General features: G+C 38.7%; 18 protein-coding genes. 6 read left to right on the top strand and 12 right to left on the bottom strand.

Features of this window, described 5'->3' with window-relative positions:
* Positions 1 to 2: 2 nt before the first annotated feature.
* The 10 genes from murB to argC form a co-directional block, all read right to left on the bottom strand.
* Positions 3 to 1028, bottom strand: coding sequence for a UDP-N-acetylmuramate dehydrogenase (gene murB / locus A3Q34_RS12350; protein ID WP_070375637.1), 1026 nt, complete (start codon positions 1026 to 1028; stop codon positions 3 to 5).
* A 462-nt stretch (positions 1029 to 1490) separates the two neighbouring features.
* On the bottom strand, positions 1491 to 3656 hold the full coding sequence (locus tag A3Q34_RS12345) for a GumC family protein (RefSeq protein WP_070375636.1): 2166 nt from the start codon (positions 3654 to 3656) through the stop codon (positions 1491 to 1493).
* A 115-nt stretch (positions 3657 to 3771) separates the two neighbouring features.
* Positions 3772 to 4287, bottom strand: a complete 516-nt coding sequence (locus A3Q34_RS12340; RefSeq protein ID WP_070375635.1) for a polysaccharide biosynthesis/export family protein — start codon at positions 4285 to 4287, stop codon at positions 3772 to 3774.
* A 15-nt stretch (positions 4288 to 4302) separates the two neighbouring features.
* Positions 4303 to 5496 carry an outer membrane beta-barrel protein gene (locus A3Q34_RS12335; protein ID WP_070375634.1) on the bottom strand — a complete coding sequence of 398 codons (1194 nt, stop codon included), beginning with the start codon at positions 5494 to 5496 and terminating at the stop codon, positions 4303 to 4305.
* Positions 5497 to 5744: 248 nt separating this feature from the next.
* Positions 5745 to 7064 carry an amino-acid N-acetyltransferase gene (gene argA, locus A3Q34_RS12330; RefSeq protein WP_070375633.1) on the bottom strand — a complete coding sequence of 440 codons (1320 nt, stop codon included), beginning with the start codon at positions 7062 to 7064 and terminating at the stop codon, positions 5745 to 5747.
* A gap of 102 nt (positions 7065 to 7166) precedes the next feature.
* Positions 7167 to 9110, bottom strand: coding sequence for an argininosuccinate lyase (gene argH, locus A3Q34_RS12325; RefSeq protein ID WP_070375632.1), 1944 nt, complete (start codon positions 9108 to 9110; stop codon positions 7167 to 7169).
* A gap of 2 nt (positions 9111 to 9112) precedes the next feature.
* Positions 9113 to 10384 carry an argininosuccinate synthase gene (locus A3Q34_RS12320; protein WP_070375631.1) on the bottom strand — a complete coding sequence of 424 codons (1272 nt, stop codon included), beginning with the start codon at positions 10382 to 10384 and terminating at the stop codon, positions 9113 to 9115.
* Positions 10385 to 10461: 77 nt separating this feature from the next.
* Positions 10462 to 11412, bottom strand: coding sequence for an ornithine carbamoyltransferase (locus A3Q34_RS12315; protein ID WP_070375630.1), 951 nt, complete (start codon positions 11410 to 11412; stop codon positions 10462 to 10464).
* 49 nt (positions 11413 to 11461) lie between these two features.
* Positions 11462 to 12268 (bottom strand): acetylglutamate kinase, encoded by an 807-nt coding sequence (argB, locus tag A3Q34_RS12310; RefSeq protein ID WP_070375629.1) that lies wholly within the window; start codon positions 12266 to 12268, stop codon positions 11462 to 11464.
* Positions 12268 to 13302, bottom strand: a complete 1035-nt coding sequence (gene argC / locus A3Q34_RS12305; RefSeq protein WP_070375628.1) for an N-acetyl-gamma-glutamyl-phosphate reductase — start codon at positions 13300 to 13302, stop codon at positions 12268 to 12270. Before argC ends, argB begins: the two co-directional genes overlap by 1 nt.
* A 184-nt stretch (positions 13303 to 13486) precedes the next feature.
* On the opposite strand from argC, the gene argE reads away from it, so the two are divergent.
* Positions 13487 to 14635, top strand: coding sequence for an acetylornithine deacetylase (argE, locus tag A3Q34_RS12300; RefSeq protein WP_070375627.1), 1149 nt, complete (start codon positions 13487 to 13489; stop codon positions 14633 to 14635).
* 77 nt (positions 14636 to 14712) lie between these two features.
* On the opposite strand, the gene A3Q34_RS12295 is transcribed toward argE, so the two are convergent.
* On the bottom strand, positions 14713 to 16614 hold the full coding sequence (locus A3Q34_RS12295) for a beta-ketoacyl synthase (RefSeq protein WP_070375626.1): 1902 nt from the start codon (positions 16612 to 16614) through the stop codon (positions 14713 to 14715).
* A gap of 126 nt (positions 16615 to 16740) precedes the next feature.
* On the opposite strand from A3Q34_RS12295, the gene A3Q34_RS12290 reads away from it, so the two are divergent.
* Together A3Q34_RS12290 and A3Q34_RS12285 are read left to right on the top strand one after the other, a co-directional pair.
* Complete coding sequence (locus tag A3Q34_RS12290) at positions 16741 to 17745, top strand: GlxA family transcriptional regulator (RefSeq protein WP_070375625.1); 1005 nt, start codon at positions 16741 to 16743, stop codon at positions 17743 to 17745.
* A gap of 159 nt (positions 17746 to 17904) precedes the next feature.
* Positions 17905 to 19023 carry a beta-ketoacyl-ACP synthase III gene (locus A3Q34_RS12285; RefSeq protein ID WP_070375624.1) on the top strand — a complete coding sequence of 373 codons (1119 nt, stop codon included), beginning with the start codon at positions 17905 to 17907 and terminating at the stop codon, positions 19021 to 19023.
* Positions 19024 to 19089: 66 nt separating this feature from the next.
* Here A3Q34_RS12285 and A3Q34_RS12280 read toward each other — a convergent pair whose 3' ends face one another.
* Positions 19090 to 19398 (bottom strand): ArsR/SmtB family transcription factor, encoded by a 309-nt coding sequence (locus A3Q34_RS12280; RefSeq protein WP_083277999.1) that lies wholly within the window; start codon positions 19396 to 19398, stop codon positions 19090 to 19092.
* 118 nt (positions 19399 to 19516) lie between these two features.
* On the opposite strand from A3Q34_RS12280, the gene A3Q34_RS12275 reads away from it, so the two are divergent.
* The 3 genes from A3Q34_RS12275 to A3Q34_RS12265 all read left to right on the top strand — a co-directional run bounded on the left by A3Q34_RS12275 (position 19517) and on the right by A3Q34_RS12265 (position 24344).
* Positions 19517 to 22096 carry an efflux RND transporter permease subunit gene (locus A3Q34_RS12275; RefSeq protein WP_070375622.1) on the top strand — a complete coding sequence of 860 codons (2580 nt, stop codon included), beginning with the start codon at positions 19517 to 19519 and terminating at the stop codon, positions 22094 to 22096.
* Between the two features lie 9 nt (positions 22097 to 22105).
* Positions 22106 to 22897: an outer membrane lipoprotein-sorting protein gene (locus A3Q34_RS12270; protein ID WP_070375621.1), complete on the top strand. Its 792-nt coding sequence runs from the start codon at positions 22106 to 22108 to the stop codon at positions 22895 to 22897.
* A gap of 142 nt (positions 22898 to 23039) precedes the next feature.
* Complete coding sequence (locus A3Q34_RS12265; RefSeq protein WP_157470976.1) at positions 23040 to 24344, top strand: hypothetical protein; 1305 nt, start codon at positions 23040 to 23042, stop codon at positions 24342 to 24344.
* The last annotated feature ends 58 nt before the right edge of the window (positions 24345 to 24402 follow it).

The following is a 24402-nucleotide window of genomic DNA, read 5'->3' as shown; positions in this document are numbered from 1 at the left end:
GATCAGCTTATAGCTCCTAAGGTAACTTCGCCCTGCTCACCGAGCATTCTTACTTCTGGTTGTAGCATAATGGTAAATAATGCGAATACGGTTTGCTGTACATGTAGGGCTAAATTTTTGATATCTGCCCCGCAGGCCGAATCAATATTGGTTAGCACTAGCGCCTGCTTATTATGCACAGCTGCACCGTTAAGTTGATAACCTTTCAGCCCTGCTCTTTCAATTAACCAACCTGCTGCTAGCTTAACAGTGCCATTATCTTGTTGATAAGCGGCAATTTCTGGATGGTTACTTTTTAATAATAAAAACTGCTCAGCGCTAACCACAGGATTTTTAAAAAAGCTGCCAGCGTTTGGAATAACCTTGGGATCAGGTAACTTAGCATTTCGTATGGAAATCACGGTATCCATAATAACCCTAGCATGACTATTTTGGGGCAAGGTGTTTAATCCTTGGTAATTCAGCTTAGCCTGCCAGTTTTTTGGAAAGCGTAAAGTAATATCTGTGATGATTCCTTTATTTTTTAAAGCATTTTTAAAAATACTATCGCGATAATCAAATTGACATTGCGCCTGCGTTAACTGCTGTGATTTGTTTTTAGCAAAATCAAACCAAGTTACACTTTCAATAAAATTAGCAATCTCAACGCCATAAGCACCAATATTTTGTACTGGAGCAGCGCCAACACTGCCAGGAATAAGTGCTAAGTTTTCTAGACCGTTAATGCCTTCATCAATACAAAAGCATACCAAGTCATGCCAATTTTCACCACAAGCGGCATTGACCTGATAATATTCTTCTGTTTCATTAACATGAATCCCTAAAAACTCCGGCTTAATAATTACCGGTGTAACACCCTCGACAAAAAGCGTATTACTGCCCGCGCCTAAAATATAAAAAGGTTCGCTAGTCACCGCTGCTAATAATTGCAGATCTTGTTCACTATTTGGATAATAAATAATGGGTGTCGTTGCATAGACTGCAAAACTGTTATTTTTTTGTAGGGAAAATTGTTGGCGTGATTTCATATTATAAGCAGAAGTACTTGCTGGTAAAAACTTACTCTTATTCTACCGCAGTTTTCAATAAGCGAAAGAGGTTAATATTGAGAAAAATACTAACCTTGTTTGCGTACCGGTAATTTAACAATGTTTTTAACCCCGCTTGCGTACCGGAAGTTTAACAATATTATTGGCGCGTTCGTTGTAGTACTTGTTTTGGTATTTATCATCATCAATGCTTTGGCTGTGGTTGATTATGATGCCTTCGAATATTGGCTGCATTGACTACTGACAGATAGAAGAACCCTAACCTTGTTTTCGTACCGGTAATTTAACAATATTATTAGCGCGTTCGTTGTAATACTTGTTTTGGTATTTATCAGCATCAATGCTTTGGCTGTGGTTGATTATGATGCCTTCGAATATTGGCTGCATTGACTATTGACTGTATTGACTACTGACTAGTGACTACTAATAGATAGAAGAACACTAACCTTGTTTACGTACCGGTAATTTAACAATGTTATTAGCGCGTTCGTTGTAGTACTTGTTTTGGTATTTATCAGCATCAATGCTTTGGCTGTGGTTGATTATGATGCCCTCAATGTGTGCATTGACTTGCTTTAGCATACGTAAACCTGTGGTAATTTGCTCTCGTTTCGTTTTTTCACCATGAACAACATACAAAACCGTTTCAACTAATTTAGAAATAATAGCAGCATCACTCACAGCATTTACCGGTGGTGTCTCAATAATAATTCGGTCATAAAAATTACCAAAAACTTTAATGAGCATATTAAGGCGTTTCATTGATAAAAAAACTAGCGGATTAGCCGGAGAAATACCCGAGGTTAAAATATCTAACTTTAAGTTTTTATCGCGGATAATACATTCATTAATTTGATGTGTTTTCGCTAATAAATTTGATAATCCTGGGCGATGTGGACTTAAATTCATATTTTTTGCTACGGTCGGATGTCGCATATCCGCTTCAATGAGCAAAACCTTTTCCATTTCACTAAACGAGCGGGCTAAATGTAGTGCTATAGTCGACTTCCCTTCATTTGGCACCGAGGATGTTATCGCAATCACTTTAGCTGGCTTACTTTCGCCATTAAACAATAAAGAGGTTCTTAACGTGCGCACCGCTTCGGTAAAGCGATTATCGGTGTAATAGGGATCATTCTTTTTTTCAGCACTTGGCGCTTGAAATTTTGGTAAAATAGCGAGAACAGGTGCTTCGGTAAAGCTATCAAGTTTTCGACGTGAATTTAACGTATCCATTGATATCTCACGCATAATGATAATTATGGCAATAATCGCAAACGATAACATAAAACTCATAATCACTATGAGGGCTTTTTTGGGGGCGAACCTATCCGTGGGTATAATCGCTTTATCAATAAAACGCACGTAAAAGTTTGCTTTATAATTACCCATAGCGTCAGTCTCTTTTAAACGGACTAAATAGTTATTATAAAGTTCTTTATTGGTATCAACTTCGCGTTGCAATTGTGAAAATTTATTTTGTAAACGGCTCAAGCGTAAGTAATCGACTTTCGCAATTGCCAAACGATTATTCGTTGCTTTAACTTTTTCAGAAGAGTTTAGGTAATCTTTTTCAATAGATATTACAATTTCATCAACGAGCTGTACGATGCCTTTTTGCAATGACTCTAGCTCTGCTTGCACCGCTATACGTTTGGGGTGTTTGGGCCCGTAACGCTTGGAAAGCTCAAATATCTTACGCGCTGCTTTTTCATCGGCACGCCTTAATTGTACAAGGTCACTTTGCTGACTGATTTCCTGAAGTTCCAGAAGTTGCGCGGTATTTTTTCGACGCTTTTGCATACTTTGGTAAGTTACTTCTAAGTCATCTTTGATTTTTTCAGCTCGTATTGCTGAAGAAGTTAGCTCGGTTAACTCAGAGCTAACTAAGCCAGCAATCCCTAAAATATCAACAATACCTTCCGCTTCACGGTATTCTTGTAGTTCTTGCTCTGATGTTTCAAGCTTTTTCTCTAACTCTTCAAGTTGGTCAACAAGCCACTGCGACGTTGACTCCTTTGACGCGCTATGAATTTCATCTTGGTATTGAAGATAAGTGAGACCGATTTGATTAGCGACTTTTTGTGCTAATTGAGGTGAGTGCGCAGCAAAACTTATTTTAACAAGTTCGGTGCTCGCTATCGGAGCGATAGTTAAACGACTTTCAAAGATTGAGATTAAGCTGCTGACCGTTGGTCTACTAGTCCGCTTTCCTATGTTAGCGAAGAAGCTTATTTTATCATTGTATTTACCACTATTAAATTCCTGATGTTCAACCAAATTTAAACTAATAATAACGCGCTCAGCAAATTTTCGAGACTTTAATAATTCGTACTGGGTTTTAACTTGCTCTTTACTGGCGCTAGATTCATTAAAGGCGTCATTAATCGATAAAGTATTCGCGGGTTTATTACTGCCTATTTGTAAAATAGCCGTGGCTTTAAAGGAAGGCTTGAGCAACGAAACATAAAAAGAAACCATCAGTGAAACGAGTAAAGTAAAGAAAACAATCTGCCAACGTCGAGACCAAAGCGGTCTTAAGACCTCTTTTAAATCTATCTCTTGGTTTGGGGCATTAAAATTTACGCTTTGATTATCGTTTAACATTACTGCTCATTATTATTTGCAAAACCACATATAAATACGGCTAATAAAATTTGTCGAAAATCCTTTTTCAGTTTTTATAATTATTGTTATTGTTATTGTTATTGTTATTTTTATTTTAGAAAAAACTTTGTTCTATTTTTATAATATCATCAGGGTGGATCTCAGTAGCAATGTTCCCCTCTAACGTCACTTTAACACCTTTGACTAGTCGTGTAATTTTCCAATCGGAAGCCGACGCCCTATTAGATAACCCCCCAGCGATTGCGATGGCTTTATCCAAGGTCAAATAATCTTGATAAGGGTAACCACCTGGTCGTGTAACTTGTCCGTGGATAAAAAACGGCCGATAAATAGACACAGAAACAGAGACTTGTGGGTCAACAATATAATCTCCAAGTAAGCCTTTTCTTATCGTGGTTTCAAGTTTTTTAGTTGATAAACCTATTACCTGTATATCAGCTAAAAACGGAAAAGATATAAAACCCGATTTATCAATTTTCACAGTTGTTGTTAAATCGTCTTCACCGTAAACAACAATATGTATTTTATCGCCAGGGCCCAGTAAATAATCACTTGCCTCACAAAAAAAGCTGCAGAGCACTAAAATTAGTGACAAAACATAGTAACGCATATTTTTTATCCAATACTAAATATTAACATTAAAGCCTAACGATAAGCTATTGCCCTGGTTGTTTAGCCTATCATCACTTGCTGTTAGTTCTTTAAAAGTAAAACCTGCAAATACAGTCAGCCAATCATTACGTTGATAATTCAACCTAACCTCTGAGTATAAATAATCTTCATTAATCGTTTGCTCAAGGTAAACGACCTTTTCTTGTCTATACCCAACAACCGCAGATGTCTGAAAATAATCAGTCAGTTGATGAGTAAGTTGTAAATTAGTACTGTCAACAACTCGATAGCTATCGACAATTCTGTTGGTTGTTTCATAATTTCGTTGGGTGTTTATATTCATTTGCATAAAATTCGTTGGCTGCCAATTAATATCAACTCGCCATTTAAAGCGAGTATCGCTGGCAAACAATGTTTCTTCAAAAGTTAATCTTTGATAACCAATTAATGCTTGCAGTTGAGTTATAGCCGTCGATTGCCACTTCATACCGACTAATACCGCATATATGTCTTTATTTAATGGGCTATTATTTTGAAAGTTTGATTGGGTATAAGCTAAATCTGCAGCAAAATATGTCTTTCCTGACAGTAAATAATCAAAACTAGCCGCAACACTTTGATCAACACGGTCGAGTGCCTTATTTTCGGCTCGTCTTGTTTTATAGCGAAAGTCTTCTTGACCGATTGAAAGTTTTAATTTTGCTACTGAATCAATTTGGCCATATAAGTAGCCTATATTAGCGGCAAGCGATTTTTTATCATCTCCGCTTGTTATTAATTCTGCATTGCCTAAAGATAAGCCAGTACCGCGATATTCATAACTTTCCTGTAACTTAATATCTGCAAACAGTGTTTTGTTATGATCAAGCTTAAAGAAATAGCTTGGCTTAAATAATAAATTATTATGATCGTCTTCACTAAAGTTATTAAATTGGTAATGACTGACCTTTGTCGCTAATTGTATTAAATGTCGTGATAACTGTGTTTGAATAAAGACGGACGGTTCAATTTTTACGTAGCCGGTGCTTTCTTCATCACTTCCTTGATTAAGAAAGTTACTTATTTGACCATATTCAGATAACAGCGTTGCTGTAAATTGATCACCACTTTCTAGCGCGAAGTCAGTTTCTGCTTTGAGTGCAAAAGAAGTCAGTAAAGTCATTGCAAAAGCAATGAGAAGAATGACTAAAAGTCTAAATATGACCATTGAAAAGTATAAACCTTGAAAACAAATAATGAGCGCGGCACACAATATGCCCTAAAAGTAACGAATATGAAACATTACTGTTACATATGTGCACGATTATTGTATATAAATGCTTTTATATTTACTTTGTTGCATAAATAAACAAACTCAAATATTTAAAGCCCAACTTAAAAACAAAAATGCCGCTTTTAAAAGCGGCATTTATTCTTATAAATAAACGTTGAATTGATAACAGCGAGACCTATTCACTAAATATGTTTGATGTAGACCTTAGATTTTCGTTGGAAGTTATACAGCTGTTTTTTACCTTCAGGTAAATCTTCCATTGAACTTTCGATAAAACCTTGCTCTCGAAACCAATGACCACTGACCGTTGTTAAGACAAATAATGAGGTTAAGTGCTGATCAAAAGCTTTTACTTCTAAGGCATTCATTAAGCGCTCACCTCGATTTCCATTGCGATAATCAGGATGAATCGCCACACAGGCTATTTCTCCTGAACTTGCTTCGGGATAAGGGTACAAAGCAGCACAAGCAATAATAACATCTTCCTTTTTAAGTACCGTAAAGCGATCAATTTCAACTTCAAGTAGTTCTCTTGAGCGCTTCACCAGAATACCTTCCTCTTCTAAGGGGGCAATCAGTTCTAAAATACCACCGACATCATCGATGCTAGCGGTACAAACTTCTTCTTTATGATCTTTCGCAATTAAAGTTCCTGCACCATCGCGGGTAAATAACTCTTGTAGTAAAGCACTATCACTTTGGTAGCTCACGCAATGGCAACGCTCTATACCATTTTCTCCACTCTCGATTATCGCTCTTAATAATAATTGGCGAACATGACAATCTTTATCATCCAATAACGTTTTTACTCGCCGTACACTACAGCTACGAATTAGCTCACCAGATTCATCAATTAAACCATCCTCTTGAGTAAAGGTAATTAATTTATCGGCTTTAAGGGCGAGTGCTGTTTTAGTCGCGACGTCTTCAAGTGCTAAGTTGAACACTTCACCGGTAGAAGAGTAGCCAATCGGCGATAATACCACTATAGAGCCATAATCAAGCTGGGTATGAATACCGACCGCATCGATTCGTCTTACGCTACCGGTATATTTATAATCGACGCCATCACGTACCCCTATCGGTTTAGCAATGACAAAATTCCCGGTGCTAACACGAATTCGCGAACCATGCATGGGCGAGTTAACTAAGCCCATAGTGAGCAAAGCTTCGATATGTAAGCGCAATGAACCCGTCGCATCCTTTACTGCAACCAAAGTTTCAGCATCGGTTACTCTAATATTATTTTCAATATGGCGAGTAATATTACGCTGATCCATACGCTCTTCTATCTGTGGTCTAGCGCCATGAACTAAGACTAACTTAACACCCAAGCTACGCAACAAAGCAATATCATGAATAATATTGGCAAAATTTGGGTGAAGCACGGCTTCGCCACCAAACATAAGCACCACTGTTTTTCCACGGTGCGCATTAATATAGGGCGCTGCATTTCTAAACCATTTAACATAATTTTGTTCGTTATTACTGATGCTATCCATTTTCTAAGTTGTAACTACCTATTTGTTTATCCCAAACGCTAGCGTTTAGGATTTTAGCTAAAGTAAATACCTTGCCTAAATCAGTTAAAATGACGACTGAAATTATGCCTGTTGAGGCTGACTAAGTATGTATTCCATGGCGACTTCATCAGCAGGGTCTTTATGTGGGCTGGGTTCGCTATCTTCAATAATATTATCGGCTAGTGAACTTTTATCAATTAAGTTAAAACCAAGCTGCTGAAAATATTTTGGAATATAAGTTAAAACAATAATTTGCTCTAACTCCATTTGATAGGCAAATTCTAACAAATACTGAATAAGTGCTTTGCCTTGACCTTGTTGTTGAGCATCATCTTGTAAAACAACCGAGCGTATTTCAGCTAAACCTGTTTGATAGATATAAAGTGATGCACTGCCAACAACCTTACCGTCAAGCTCGGCAACAACAAAATTCTGAATATCATGAATAATATTGTCACGTGACCGTGGCAGTATTTCCCCTTTATCGGCCCAAAAGTTGGTCAGTTGATAAATACTGTCAACATCAGACATTCTTGCTCGACGAACAGACATAGCAGCAGCACGTTGCGCATTTAAACGCTGTTTCACTTGCTTTAATGCCCTTTGAATTCTTTGTTTGCCTGGCGCACCAACAACTTGCTCATTTAAGATAGCTTCATTGCCAGATTGAGTAGTCGCCAGCGCTTTTTCAACTTGTGAACGAGAAGTACCGCCGAGCGCTTCACGCTTATTAAGTGTCGATTCAATAGAAAGGTGCTGATAAACATCTTGCTCAATTCTATCGCTGAATTCTTGTAGTTGGCTTATCGTTAAATCTTCTAAAGGTACACCTTTGTCAATAGCGGCTAAGACGACTTCACCGACAATATGATGTGCTTCACGAAATGGAATATCTTTACCGACTAAATAGTCAGCAAGTTCAGTGGCATTCGCATAGCCTTGTTGGGCCGCGGCTAATGTCCGTGAGCGATTTACTTTCAGACCATCAGCAACGAGTACTGCCATTTCCATACATTCTTGCCACGTATCAAGCGCATCAAATAAACCTTCTTTGTCTTCTTGCATATCTTTATTGTAAGCAAGTGCCAACGCTTTCATTGTGATTAACATCCCCGTTAAAGCGCCAAAAACACGACCTGACTTACCGCGGATTAATTCACAGGCATCAGGGTTTTTCTTTTGTGGCATTAATGATGAACCAGAACTGACCAGATCACTCATTTCAACAAAGCCTGCTTCTCCTGAATTGTAGAAAATTAAATCTTCGGCAAAACGTGATAAATGCATCATTGAAATACTGGCTGAAGCCAACAATTCAATGACGTGATCGCGGTCAGAAACAGCATCAAGACTGTTCATGGTGGCGGTTCTGAAACCTAAGCGACTCGCCAGTGCATTTCTGTCAATAGGATAAGCGGTACCTGCTAAAGCGCCTGAGCCCAGTGGCGAAACATCTAGACGATAAAGCGCATCTTTTAAACGGCCAATATCACGGTTAAACATTTCTACATACGCTAAACACCAATGGCCAAAAGTTATTGGTTGCGCTCTTTGTAAATGGGTATAGCCGGGTAGTACCGTATCTTTTTCACGTTCCGCTAAATTCATCATCGCTTGTTGTAAATTAACAAGAGCAAACAGTAAATCGCCGCCCTTTTCTTTACACCATAGCTTTAAATCAGTTGCGACTTGGTCATTACGGCTGCGCCCTGTATGAAGCTTCTTACCTAAGTCACCCGTTTTTTCAATTAGCTGGATCTCTACCCAACTATGAATATCTTCCGCATCAGACAACAAAATTTGTTGAGGATTTTCTTCTACCGACGCTTTTAATTCTTGCAATGCTGCCGTTAAGCGAACCAGTTCATCTTCATTTATAACGCCTACTTCATGAATAGCTTGCGCCCAAGCTATTGAACCAACAATGTCTTGCACTGCCATGCGGTAATCTACCGGCAATGAGTCATTGAACTTCTTAAATTGTAAACTCGCCTTTTCTTTAAAACGTCCGCCCCATAAAGCCATGACTATGTTTCCTTATGCTTTAGCACAGTATCTTTTTGAGAAAGTGCAGTGATCCTACTCGATAAGCTAAATAAACGAATAAATCCTTCGGCGTGTTTTTGGTCATAAACATCGTCAGCACCAAATGTAGCAAATGCCTCAGAATACAAACTATTTGGCGAACGACGTTGTATGACTTGCGCCATACCTTTATACAATTTAACAACGACATCACCGGTTAGTTTTTCGGCAAATGAGGCAGCAGAAGCCAATTGAGCCTTAGCAAGCGGAGTAAACCAGCGACCATCATAAATAACATGAGAAAATTCAAGGCCAATAGATTCGCGATATTTAAGTGACTCTTTGTCAAGAATAAGTGACTCTAAACCTTTATAAGCCGCCATCAAAATAGTACCGCCTGGCGTTTCATAACAACCACGAGACTTCATACCAACCAAGCGGTTTTCGACAATATCGATTCTACCAACACCATGGGCAGCCCCTTTAGCATTTAAGTACATTAACGCTTGATAAGCACCGGCACTGTTTTCCTGGCCATTACCAGAGAAGTCTATACCATCAATAGCAACAAGCTCACCGTCAGCAAAGCTTAATTGTATTTTTTCAGGCTCATCAGGCGCATCCATCGGATCCACTGTCATGGTCCATACTTCTTTTGATGGCTCACACCAAGGGTCTTCTAGCTCACCACCTTCATGAGAAATATGCCAAGCATTAGCATCTCGACTGTAGATTTTAGTTAATGAAGCCGCACAAGGAATGTTACGTTCGGCAAGATAATCTAATAAGTCTTCACGCGAAACCATGTCCCACTCACGCCATGGGGCGATAACAGTAAGCTCAGGCGCTAGCGCAGCAAAACAAGATTCAAAACGAACTTGATCGTTACCTTTACCCGTACAACCATGACACACCGCATCAGCACCCACTTTAAGAGCGATTTCTATGTGCGCTTTAGCAATAATAGGTCGTGCCATTGACGTACCTAATAAATACTGACCTTCGTATACCGCACCAGTTTTTAAAATGGGGTAAACATACTCTTTTATATATTCTTCTTTAAGATCAACCACGTAACATTCAGATGCCCCTGAAGCAATCGCTTTCTCTTTAACACCTTCAAGCTCTTCATCACCTTGGCCGACATCAGCACAAAACGCGATAACCTCACAGCCTTGATAATTTTCTTTTAACCATGGAATAATCGCTGAGGTATCTAATCCACCAGAATATGCTAATACTACTTTCTTAATTTGTTTTTTTGCTAAAGCCATTGTCTTATTCCTAACTAATCTTGATAAATTGTCATGCTGAATATAAATCAGCTGCTGACCTATTAATTTCTACACTATTATTTAGTTAATAGCGTAACGAGTACCGCATTTTGCGCCCACATTCTATTTTCTGCTGCTTGAAAAACTACCGACATTTCACTGTCAAAAAGTGCGGTTGTTATTTCTTCCTCTAAGTGCGCTGGTTGGCAATGCATCACAATACTGGCGCCGCTGTCTTTCATCATTTGATGGTTCACTTGATAAGGTGCAAACGTCTCTAAGAGTGCAGCTTTTTTACTGGCATCTTCAAAGCCCATTGATACCCATGTATCGGTATAAATAGCATCTTGCTGCCCTAAAGCCTCAACATCTGATGTAAGTACCAACTTACTCCCTGACTTTTCTGCAAAAGCTTTCGCCTTACTAAATAATTGTGCTTCTGGTTCATGCCCCGCTGGACAAACCAAGGTAAAATCGACCCCTAGTATTGCAGCCATAAACATCAACGAATTAGACACATTGTTACCATCACCAATATAAGCAAGTTTAACCTTTGTTAAATCTATACCTTTACCTATAACAAAATATTCTTGCAAAGTAACAAAATCAGCTAGTGCTTGGCACGGATGATATATATCACACAGTGCATTAATCACTGGAATAGTTGCGTGCTCAGCTAAACCTTCAATGGCGCTGTTTTCAAAAACACGCGCAACGATAGCGTCTGCATAGCAAGAAAGGTTTTTAGCATAATCACTAACTCGTTCTCGCTCACCTAGTTTGCCATTTTGTTGGCCTAAATATAGCGCATGGCCGCCTAATTTGTTAATACCCATATCAAAACTAACGTGTGTTCTTAATGAAGGTTTCTCAAAAATCATCACTACAGATTTACCCGCTAAAGCTTCACTATACCCGCTAGGATGGTTTTTAATCTTTATTGCTAAAGCAATCAGATCAATTATTTGTGTTTTAGTCAGTTGATCATCTGCTAAAAAGTTTTCTAATCTTGTGTGTGTCGGTGACATGATAAGTCCTATCCGAAAAATCGTTAAATTAAGTGTGACTTAACTGTGGTTAATGTGGCTGAATGCGTGTGCCAATTGCATCACCCTTTATTAGATTGATGATTTGCTCAGGCGACTGCCAACTGGCAACCGCGATACTTCGTCGCAATTGGCTTGCTGCATGCAAAGCGGCATTAACTTTGGCGGTCATCCCGCCAGCAATAACACCTTGCTCGATTAAGGAATTTGCCTGAGTTTTACTTAGTGAAGCAATATATTCGCCACGCGCATCTTTTACACCATTAACATCGGTTAGCAGTAACAATTCGGCATTTAGTAACTGACAAATTGCGACAGCTGCATCATCCGCATTAACATTCACTAACTCACCATTGGCTAATGAACCAATAGAAGAGATAACCGGTAAAAAGTTTGCACTTAAAAGTGTATCGAGTAACTTACTATTATTTGCACTAGGCTCACCCACCATACCCAGGCCTTTATCGCTTAACTGACACGAAACCATATCACCATCGACCAGTGACAATCCAACGGCTTGCATGTGTAAACTTGCTGCAGTGGCAACAATCGCTTTATTAACACTACCTGCTAATGCACCCGCAATAAGGGGCATTTGTTCTTGAGGTGTAACACGTAAACCCTGTTTTTTCTCTGAAGTAAAACCAGCTTGGCTGAGTATTTCATCAACAACACAGCCGCCGCCATGCACTAGCACCACGGCTTGATTTTTTAATGTCGCGATAATTTTTAATAAATCAGCTAAAGCATCTTTTTTTTCAAGAATAGCGCCGCCAATTTTGATCACTAATGGCTTGTTAGTTTTAGACGTTACTGATGTGTTTATTGTCTTAGTCATTAACTCTTTCCCAAAGTTACATTGTGCAACAAACTATATTCACTCGCTAAACCCAGAGAAATATTCGCACATTGCACCGCTTGTGAAGCAGCACCTTTTAATAAATTATCGATAGCACAACTGACCACAACAACTTGTTTTTCTTCATCGACTTGCCAATGTAAATCAGCAAATGGTGTATTAGCTACATTGTCTATTTTCGGCCAAGCGCCGGTTAAGCGCACCAAGGGCTTATCTTGATAAGCGTTTAAAAAAGCTTCGTTAATATGCTTTGTCGTAATACCTGCTTTGATTTGCAAAGTGACCGTTGCCAATAATCCTCTTTTATAAGGTGCAAGGTGAGGATTAAAAATAACCGCGGCATTAGCTTCTTGGCTTATCTCGGGTTGATGCCTGTGCTGTAAAATATTGTAAGGTGTCAAGCTGACTTCATAAAAGCTTGTCGCTAATGAGGCTTTTCTACCCGCACCGCTGACGCCGCTGATCCCATTGACAACAATGAGAGAGTTTTCAAGATGGTAGTTATTTACGGTAATTGGCTTAAGTGATAATAAACTTGCTGTTGGGTAACAGCCAGGTACAGCAACTAATTGTGTATTCGCAATATCATCTTGTTGCCATTCGGCTAAACCATAAGTTGCTTGGGCAAGCGCCGATAAGTTTTTATGTTCAAAGCCATAGAATGTTGGGTAATCTTCGCTATTTTTTAAACGAAAACCACCCGAGAGATCGAAAACCTTAACACCTTTATCAACAAAAGCTTGTGCCCAGTCAGCACTAAACTCATGCGGAGTAGCAAAGAATACCGCATCAAGCTTTTGTACCGTATCATCGAACCAACCCTGTGAAAAACAGACTAAAGGTAAATCACATACGCCTAAATAACGCGGATGTAATTGCGAAAAGGTCATATCTGCCGAGCTACTGTTTTCTGACACCAGTAAGTATTCAAGGGAAATTTTATCGTGCGCAGACAATAAATTAATCAGCTCTGCACCCACATATCCACTTGCTCCAATAACCGCGACTTTCATACAACCTCATCTATTAATTTTTTATTAACCTAAGGAAAGCAGAAAACAAATTATTTTCAATAGCCTTCTATATTTAGGTTATTTACACTAGAATAGGAAAATAACACCCAATGACTCGTTATGCAACAAATAAGCATAATTACCCATGGTTTTTTTATTTATTCATTTTTAACTGTGAGCCACTATGAAAAATTTGCCCAACTTTACTGATTCATTAACACAACTGATTGCCAGTGCTTCTATTAGCTCGACACAAGCGAGCTGGGATCAAGGAAATTTAGCGGTTATTCAACTATTGGCAAGTTGGTTTGAACAACTCGGTTTTAGTATCGACATTCAAGCGGTGCCAGAAACGCGCAATAAATATAACTTGTTAGCAAAACTCGGTAGTGGAAAAGGAGGATTGTTACTGGCAGGTCATAGTGACACTGTACCTTTTGATGAAAATCGTTGGCAGTCAGACCCGTTCAAAATTGTGGATAAAGATAATAAGTTTTATGGTTTAGGCACATGTGATATGAAAGGTTTTTTTGCTTTTATTTTACAAGTTTGTAAAGGATTAACCGCGCAACAGTTAAAAAAGCCACTTTACATTTTGGCCACCGCTGATGAAGAAACCACCATGGCTGGCGCACGTTTTTTCACCAAAAACCAACAGATAAAACCCGATGTTGCTGTTATTGGTGAGCCAACAAATTTGGTCCCTGTCATCATGCATAAAGGTCATATGTCCCATCGCATAACTATTCAAGGTCAATCAGGGCACTCAAGCAAGCCAAGTTTAGGCGTGAATGCGATAGAAATTATCCATCAAGTGATTGGCCAATTAATGCAACTCAAAGAAAAATTGGCTCTCAATTATAGTAATCAAGCCTTTGATGTAAAGGAGCCAACCCTTAATTTTGGCGCAATACACGGCGGTGACAATGCCAATAGAATTTGTGGTCACTGCGAGTTAGACATCGATATGCGTGCCCTACCCGGTATGACTGACAGTGAACTTATCTTATTACTCAGTGAAGCGTTAAAACCGTTAGCTGAAAAATACCCTAATAGAATTTCATTTAGTGAATTGGATCCAAGTTCACCCAGCTTTGAACAAAGTAAAAACAGTGATTTTGTCACTATAGCCGAAGAAATAAGTGGTCATTCATGTTGTGCGGTAAACTATGCGACCGAAGCACCCTTTATTCAACAACTGGGTTGTCAAACTATCGTTTTAGGTCCTGGTTCAATTGATCAAGCACACCAGCCTAATGAATTTCTAGCGCATAGCGAAATTGATAAAACTGAACAACTATTACTGAAGATGATCGAAAGGTACTGTTTATAAAGGTACAAAAAAGCAAAGCGATAATGCTTTGCTCTTTCGTTTTTACTTAGTATAACCTACAAGGGGTTAAGTGATGACTACACCATATCCTCAAACGGATTTTTACTGGGTAAAGCAATACTATTAGTAAAGCCGGTCATTGAGATATTTTCAGTGTTAATTTCAATATCATCATCACCTAGTACACCCACACCAAATTTATAAATTAATTCAAACTGTCCATTGTTGGCTTTTTCTTGATAGATACTTTGTTTCACTTCAACCGCAGATAACTTTTCTTGGTAACGGGTCATTTCTGCTATGCTATATCGTTTTTTCAGCATAGAGAGCGTTACGTCTGGTGAGAGTATAGTGGCTGTGGCATTGTTACCGCCAAAACCTTTTGAATTGATGAAAGCAACATCCATCGCTTCACACTGCCAGTGATCAAGAGCGATATTCAAGCGCTCATTATGTACATCATCGGCTATCGACTTAATGGTCGTAATACCCGGCATAATATTATGAGCAAAAACACCTAGCGCCATAGTGATTTGGTCACCACTTGCTGGTGCTATAGTATGGCCAACATAAGCTTTAGGCGCCGCTACTGGCCAATTATGAATATCAAAAGTTTCTGCCAAACGGTGATAAATTAACGACTCGGTGATACGGTTTTGTGGGGTACTTGAACCATGAGCTAATATAAAGCTACGCTTTTGTACCGACTCTTCCCCTAAAATACTTTTTGCTAATGCCACTGACTTCGCCATGGTAATGTAATTACCAGGACCTGGAGCGGTAATCGATTTTTTAATACCATCGGCATTAATGAATACATCAGCAACCGATCCCAAAGGTTTAGCGCCTAATTCAACGGCTAACTCGTCATCCATAATCACCAGAAAGTGTGCAGCTTCACCAATAGTAAAACCACAATTTTCACCAAACGGGCGACTGGTATTACGGTGGTCAGCTTGGCCATCAGTAATTCCATCAAGTTTTTTCAAACCTTCTTCATTAGCCAATGCACTCATGTTACCGAAACCTTCAATAATTTCAGGTGTTATTGGGCTTTCACTACTGCCCACAATAGCAACACGCACTCGACCTGATTTAATATCTTGAATAGCATTGCGTAAGTTATAAAGAAAACTTGCACAAGCGCCAGTCGAAGTCGAGGTGGTACCCACACTGCCAGTCACATAACCATTAATAAAATCAGCCGACATGGTGTTTAAGCCCAACGCTAAATTTTTAGTGGTAACACGATCGCCATGCAAACGATTTTGCAACATGCCCCCTAAACCTTCCGATTGCATTTGACCGAAAGCTGAAGAAGAATAAGTTCCCACGTGGTCTGGGCTTACTTTTTCTAAAATTTCATCCCAGCTAAAGCCCGTTGAATGAATAGCGTCTGCAGCACCAAAAATAGTCGTTTGTAGGCCACGTGGCTGATAACGACTATTATATAATGTCGACGGTTCAAAGCCGGTAGGTAATTGCCCTGCGGCTTTAATCGGATTATCGCGATAACTACTATGTTTAATATCTAAATTATCAGTAATTTCAACCTTTACGCGTTTATCTGCTAAGGGTGTTACTGTCCATGAGCGAGGTAAGGGCTTTGGTAATTCTTTTTCCTTAATTTCAAAAGTAATATTTTCAGTGCTCGGTGTTGCTACCATATTTGTGTGGCAATGCGTCGCGTCAGGGTCAAAGTGATTACTTTCAATTTTACGGATAAGGGTGCCATCAAGAATTTGCTGGCCAAAACGTGCTTCTACCTCACTTAATGCAACACAATTACCCTCAACGTCAACTAACTGACCTGCTTGGAAAGTTAAGATATTCATCAAAGTAGCAAGACCAACAAAAGTTTCTTGGCGTGCTTCTGCGGTTAATTTGTCGATAACAATACGACGAAAACCTTGATGAAATGAGGTGCGGCCAGCAGCGTTTACGCCGCCCATGCCAACAATAATAGGTAAAGCAGTCATTTATAATTCTCTTAAATACATGAGTCGTAATTCTTGTTACTAGTGTAAAAAGAAATACCAATAATTAATTGTCGTTTTCAGCCACAAACAATACAATAACAGCCAAATATTGTAAAAGTTATTAATATGCCACTCAAGACAAGCCGAAAAACAATCAATGTTGCCTTGGTTTTATATGATCATATGTTAGCAACCAGCGTAAGCTTACCTATTGAAATGCTTAGAGCAGGTGAAGCTTTTGCTCGAAGAGAAGATAGGCAATCGCCTAAACTCAGTATTGAAATGGTGAGCGAACTATTAGCCCCAGTGCGCACCAGAGCACTTATTAAGCTTTATCCCGATAAAGATATTGAGCATGCCCAAAGTCCAGATTATATTTTTATTCCTAGTCTTTGGCGCAACCCTAGGCCAATAATCAAAAAACAGCCCAAAATGGTAAGTTGGCTTAATCAAATGTGGCAACAAGGTTCAACGCTTATTGGCGGTGGTACAGGGGTTTGTTTTATTGCTGAGTCAGGACTACTTGATCATCATCCGGCAACAACACACTGGCATTATGTTGACCAATTCAAAAGAAATTATCCTAACGTTGAATTGAAACCAGATTTTTTTATTACCCAGTCAGAACGTATTTACTGTGCGGCAAGTTTAAATGCCTTAGCTGATATTACCGTTCACGTTATTCATCAAACGTACGGTGAGACTGCTGCACAACATGTTGAGCGTAATTTCTCTCATGAAATAAGAAAACCATATGAAGAACAACGTTATTTAGAAGGTGCGGTCGATCGACATCCTGATGAATTGATCACTCAAATTCAATTTTGGATGCGTACTAATCTATCATCAACATTATCGCTTACTGAACTGGCGTTACAATTTGGTATTAGCCATAGAACCTTTAGTCGGCGTTTTAAAAATGCTACCGGCGTTAAAGCCTCTCATTATTGGCAAAAAATGCGTGTAGAAACAGTCAAAGATTTACTATCATCAAGTAATCTGTCTATTCAAGAAATCGCTTTTCAGGTGGGTTATCAAGAGCAAGGCCAGTTAACTCGGCTGTTTAAGAAACAATTAAAACTCACTCCAAGAGACTATCGAGCAATGGTGCGTAAAAAGCTTTTTAATTAACGGTTAACGTCTGTCAAACAAGCTAAATTTTTGACAGTGCACTTTTATCAGTAACGGGTATAATCCATAACAGATAAATTAAAAGCATTGAAGTGCTTGTACTTTAATACAATAAGTCTCATGGTACGACCACTAGAAAATTACAAACGGAGAAAATACATGTCAATCGTGATCAGTGGTACAGGTCTATTTACACCACCACACAGTATTTCAAACGATGAATTAGTCACCGCATTTAATCAATATGTTGAAGACTATAATATTGAAAATGCCGCCGCTATTAACAGTGAGCAGTTAACGGCCTTAAAACCGTCTTCAAGTGAATTCATTGAAAAAGCATCAGGCATTAAAAGTCGCTATGTTATGTATAAAGACGGCGCACTTGATCCTAAAACCATGATGCCACTTATTCCTCAGCGTAGTGATGAGCAATTATCAGCACAAGCAGAAATGGCTGTTGGCGCCGCGAAACAAGCGATGGCTGCAGCAAATAAAACAGCAGACGATATCGATTTAATCATTGTTGCTTGTTCATACACACAACGCGCTTATCCTGCAATTGCCATTGAAGTACAAAAAGAACTAGGTTGTAAAGGTTGGGCTTACGATATGCTCGTCGCTTGTTCATCGGCAACCTTTGGTATCATGAATGCTTCAAATGCTTTGCATGGCGACACAGCAAAAACAGTGTTAGTGATTAACCCTGAACTCAATTTTCCACAAATTAATTTACGCGACCGCGACAGTCACTTTATCTTTGGCGATGTTGCAACGGCTATTGTTATTGAAAAACAAGCAACCGCTACGGCTGACCATTGCTTTAAAATATTAACTAAGAAGCCGATCACGACCTTTTCTAATAACATTCGTAGTAACTTTGGTCATATCAATAAATGTGATCCAGAAACCATGCTTGATAATGACAAAATGTTTGTTCAGCAAGGACGAAAAGTTTTTAAAGAAGTACTGCCAATGGTCTCTCAATTAATTACCGAGCAAATGGCAGAAGCAAATGTTGAAGCTAAAGATTTAAAAAGGTTATTTTTACATCAAGCCAATATCAACATGAATAACTTTGTTGCAAAGAAAGTATTAGGCCGTGACCCTATGGGCAATGAAGCGCCTATTATTTTAGACAAGTTTGCAAATACGGCTTCGGCGGGTTCTATTATTGCTTTTCACTTGAATCATGATGATATGGTTACTGGCGATAAAGCTTTAATCTGTTCTTTTGGTGCTGGTTATTCGGCAGGCTGTATCGTTATAGAGCATATTTAATTCTGCTCTGCGATTAAGTCACTGAGAAAAACCTCTGTGACTTAATCGTTAATTAACCTTTAACCTTTAACAAAACTCACTATGTAAAAAAGTAATTAGTTTTACTATCGATGGATGAGCAATTGTGTAGTATATCGTTTGTGATTCTCGGCGAGTTTTTACCAAGCCATCTTTTCTCAATCGAGCTAAATGCTGTGATAAACTCGACTGGCTCAAATCAATAAAACCATTAAGCTCTGATACCGACATTTCTTTCTCACCTAAATAGCAAAGTATCAATAATCTGTTTTCATTACTCATCGCTTTCAGTAACTCAGCGGCTTGAGTTGCATTACCACGCATTTCAGCTATGTCTATTTGAGTTTCATTATTCATCATCGGGGTCTTTATTGTCAGCAAAAAGTAAATATTGATTGATATTACATTAGATAGTGCTAATATAAAAGTACATTACGTTTATCTAATGTAATAATTTTTCAGTTAAGGATCACTTTTGAATTACACCAGACTGCTACAACTCGCTATTGAGAAACCTAAACTTGTTTACACCTTAGTCTTATTGATGGTGGCGATAAGTCTGGCGATGATGCCAAACCTGAAAATAGATACCGATCCTGAAAATATGCTGAGCAGTGATGCGCCAGCACGTGTTTTTCATAACCAAACAAAAACTGACTTTCAAATGCGCGATATGATAGTCGTTGGAATTGTTAGTAAAAATAGTATTTTTACTCCTAGTGCATTACAGGTTGTTGAACAACTTTCAACAGAAATATTACAAATTGAAGGGGTTATTCAACAAGATTTATTATCCTTGAGTGTTGTTGACAATATTACCCAAGAAAAAAATAACCAGGGTGAAAATAACGGCATACGCTTTGAATATCTAATGAAGCAGGCGCCGTCTTCACTCGAGGGCAGCTTAGCCATTCAACAAGCCGTAAAACGTTTACCTATGCTTAACAACACCATAGTCTCTGGAGACGACAAAGCGATAGCGATTTACGTGCCTATTCAAGCCAAAGACATGAGTTATAATATTGCTGAAAAAATTCGTACTATCAGTGGCAATTTTCCCGCAGAGTTGGTGGCTAATGTAGACTTTCATATCACAGGTTTACCTGTCGCTGAAGACCAATTTGGCTATGAGATGTTTGTTCAAATGGGTGTTGCAGCCCCACTTGCTGGTTTAGCTATTTTTGCTTTACTTTGGTACTTTTTTCGCAATTTACCGTTAATCATTGCGCCTATGGTCGTCGCGATGGCAACGGTGATTATAGTCATGGGCTCACTCATCGGTATGGGCTTTACCGTTCATATTATGTCATCAATGATCGCTATATTCTTAATGCCTATTGCAGTGGTTGACTCAGTTCACATTCTTTCTGAATTTGCTGAAAAATATAAAAAAGGTGATGATGCCGGCGATGTTGTAAAAGGTGTCATGAAGCATTTATATACACCAATGCTTTATACATCAATCACCTCTGCAATCGGTTTTTATTCGTTAATGCTGACTCCTATTCCGCCGGTAAAAGTCTTTGGTGCTTTTATTGGTACCGGTATTTTATTGGCATTCGCGCTGACAATTATTTACGTCCCTGCTTATATCTCTCGTTTAAAACCTGAAACTTTAGCCAAATTGCATGACGCTATTGTGCGTATGGAGAAAAAAGGCAGATTAGCCAATGTATTAGAACGATTAGGCAGTTTTGCTACTCAAAAAACCAAGCTCATTCTTATCGGCTTTGTTGCCTTATTTTTAATTAGTATTGAAGGCGTTAGTCGTATTGAGATTAATGATAATCCTGTTAATTGGTTTAAAGCGGATCACGAAATAAGAATTGCTGACAAGGTGCTCAATGAACATTTTGCTGGTACTTATGATGCTTGGTTAGTGTTTAACAATAACAAGGGTGACAATAACAGCGAGGTAAACAAATTCAAAACAGTTCTGGCAACGTTTACCGCTGATTCAACTAGCGCTAAAAAAATTAATTCCTTTATAAATAACGTTAACTCGGCTAAAAAAGAGTCATTATTTAATCAGAACTTGTTGGTTTTATTAGATGACCTAACGTTTTCTTCCCCTGATAAAGACCAAGGTATTATAGAGCAGCTAGTCAATATTGCTGATAGCGCTTTCAACGACAGCAAAGTATTTCTAGACCCCGCGTTATTAAACTGGCAAAGCGACTTTCAACAAGCGTTACTAGCCACAGGTTTAGTTGGTAAAAGTAATGGCTTGGCTGATATCGTCAAAACGGTCAATCGTGAACTTTTCTCCGGTGAAGATAAAGACTTTACTCTGCCTGAAACGAGCAATGGCGTGGCGCAAACATTATTGCAATATCAGTCGTCACATCGTCCACAAGACTTATGGCATTTTGTCACTAAAGATTACCAAAAAAGTCTCTTATGGTTGCAAATGACTAGTGGCGATAATCAACACACCACCAAAGTTGTTAACTGGACAGAAACTTACATTACCAACAATCCCATGCCAAAAAATATTAGTTATCAATGGGCAGGTAAATCTTATTTAAACATTGTTTGGCAAGATGCGATGGTAAATGGAATGATCGACAGCCTATTGTCTTCATTTGTCATCGTTTTCTTGATGATGGTTTTACTGTTTCGCTCTTTCAAGTACGGTATTTTAGCGATGTTGCCGCTAACACTTACTATTTCGATGATCTATGGATTAATTGGCTGGATAGGTAAAGACTATGATATGCCTATCGCGGTATTGTCGGCGCTCACATTAGGACTATCTATCGATTTTGCCATTCATTTTCTCCAACGTGCACGAGAATTAGAGAAAGAACTGGGCAGTTTATCACAAGCATTAACCGCAATGTTCCAAGAGCCAAGCCGAGCAATATCACGCAATGCAATAGTTATTGCCGTTGGTTTTACCCCATTATTACTTTCACCATTAATGCCTTATATTACCGTTGGTTTTTTCCTGGCGAGTATTATGGCGCTATCGGCGTTAGTTACTTTAGTGCTATTGCCGGCATTAATGACCCTTTTTGCTGGTAAGCAAAACCTAAAAACTGAACAACTATAGGATATAAAGATGAAATATTTATCAAAACTATTGATACTGGTCTGCTCCCTTTCAAGTTTTGTTGGCCAGGCTGGCGATCTAACCAATGCCAATGAAATTATTACTAAGGCAAATTTAGCCTCATATTATTCTGCTGATGATGGTAGTGCCCAAGCCCGTATGATTATTGTTGATGCGCAGGGCAATAAGCAGATGCGACAATTTACTATCTTGCGTAAAGACCAAACCGATTTAGGTAACCAAGACATCTTAGTGTTCTTCTCTCGTCCCACCGATGTCCAAGGTACGGTATTTCGTGTAGTTAAAAAAGTCACAAGCGATGACGACCGCTGGTTGTACTTGCCAGCACTAGATTTAGTAAAACGTATTTCAGCCGGTGATAAGCGTACTTCTTTTGTTGGCGCACATTTTTTTTATGAGGATGTTTCAGGCAGAAACCCAGCAGAAGATAACTTTACCCTGTTAAAAACTGATAACAACTTTTATACGATCAAGGCTCAGCCTAAAGATCTAAACAGTGTTGAATTTGATCATTATATTGTCAGTGTTGATAAAAACACTTTTTTACCGATGCAAGTTGACTTTTATGACAGCCAAGGTAAAAAATCACGTTCTCTGCAAGTATTAAAAACTGAAGTTATTGATGGTTTTACCACGGTTATGCATTCAAAAATAACTCAACACTCCGATGGCAGCTATACTGAAATGCAATTTAGAAATGTGAAATATAATGTTGGCTTACCCAATGATATTTTTTCTGAGCGCAGTTTACGTAACCCACCAAAAGAGTGGCTGGATTAATAAGCTAACGATGATCGTATAAACTCATCCTGACCCGTTTCAGCGACTAACGTTTTATCTGCTGAAATTAGTTTAGTTGCTGAAATTAATTCAGTATCGGGATTATTATTTATATCACTAACAATAAATGGACAGAATTATTGTGCAAAAATCAGTAAAAAATTTCTATTTTATAGTGACCAGCCTTTGTGCCGCTAGCGCAAGTTTTGCCGCTAATGTTCTCGCAAACGAAACAGATAATTGGGGGGATGAGTGGAGCGAAGCAGTGGTTTCACCTTGGAAATTCTCAGGTTTTGTTGAAGCGGGTTATGGCTATTTATTACAGGATAATATTGTTGAGTCAAACGCATCATTAAGTGAAATCACCACACGCGTTAATCTTGATTACAGTCATGAATCTTTTGAGCTAGTTTCAAAAGCAGAGTTAATTTATGACGATGTATTAAAAGATACTTTTTTGCAAGCACGCGAATTAAATATCCGTTTTAGTCCCTCTGATAAAACAGATGTTAAGTTAGGTCGGCAAATTCTGACATGGGGGACCGGTGATTATATTTTCCTTAACGACTTGTTTGCAAAAAACTGGCAATCATTCTTCTCGGGACGTGATGACCAATATCTAAAAGCGCCTTCAGATAGTGCGAAAGGTACTTGGTATATTGGTCACTATTCTCTTGATCTCACTTGGACTCCTGAGTTCACCCCTGATGTTTACATCACTGGCGAACGTTTTTCTTTTTATTCACCGCAAGCACAAGCCATTGTTGCACCCGCTGATAATTTTAGAGTAAAAGAAACCAAGAAAGCACAATTTTCAGCGCGCCTTGCGACTAACAATAATGGCGTGGAATATGCGCTGTATGGTTATAAAGGTTTTTGGCCAACTCCCCTAGGTATTACAGAAGATAACAGTCAGCCATCACAAGCTTATTTTCCAGAAATGAATGCTTGGGGAGCCAGTGTTCGATTGTCATTAGCCGGCGGATTATTTAATGCTGAATATGCAAGTTATAACAGTATTGAGGATAATAACGGCACTAACCCTTTTATTGCTAATGGTCAAAATAGGTTTTTAGTGGCTTTTGAAAGAGAAGTAATTAAAAACCTGACAGCTAGCGTTCAGTTCTATGTTGAGCAAACCAAACATTATCAGCAATTTATTAGCCATTCTGCTACGCCAGCAACAGAAGTCGATGAAAATCGTCAATTATTAACCTTTCGCTTAACCTACAGAACATTGCAGCAAAAATTAATTTATAGCGTTTTTAACTTTTATTCTCCCACAGACAAGGATGGTTATCTTAAACCTTCAATAACTTATCGCTATAGCGATCAGTGGTTATTTTCGGCTGGGGCGAATTTATTTTGGGGTGAAGAAAAGTATACTTTTTTTGGTCAACATCAACAAAACAGCAATGCTTGGCTTAGAGTAAAAGCCCACTTTTAAATGACGCCAGCACTAAAGGCTCAATGTCTACAGAATTAATCTGACAATAACTTACAGT

Source organism: Colwellia sp. PAMC 20917, from assembly GCF_001767295.1.
Lineage (GTDB): Bacteria > Pseudomonadota > Gammaproteobacteria > Enterobacterales > Alteromonadaceae > Colwellia_A.
Note: the sequence above shows the minus strand (reverse complement) of the source record. Positions and strands in the feature narration are given on the sequence as shown.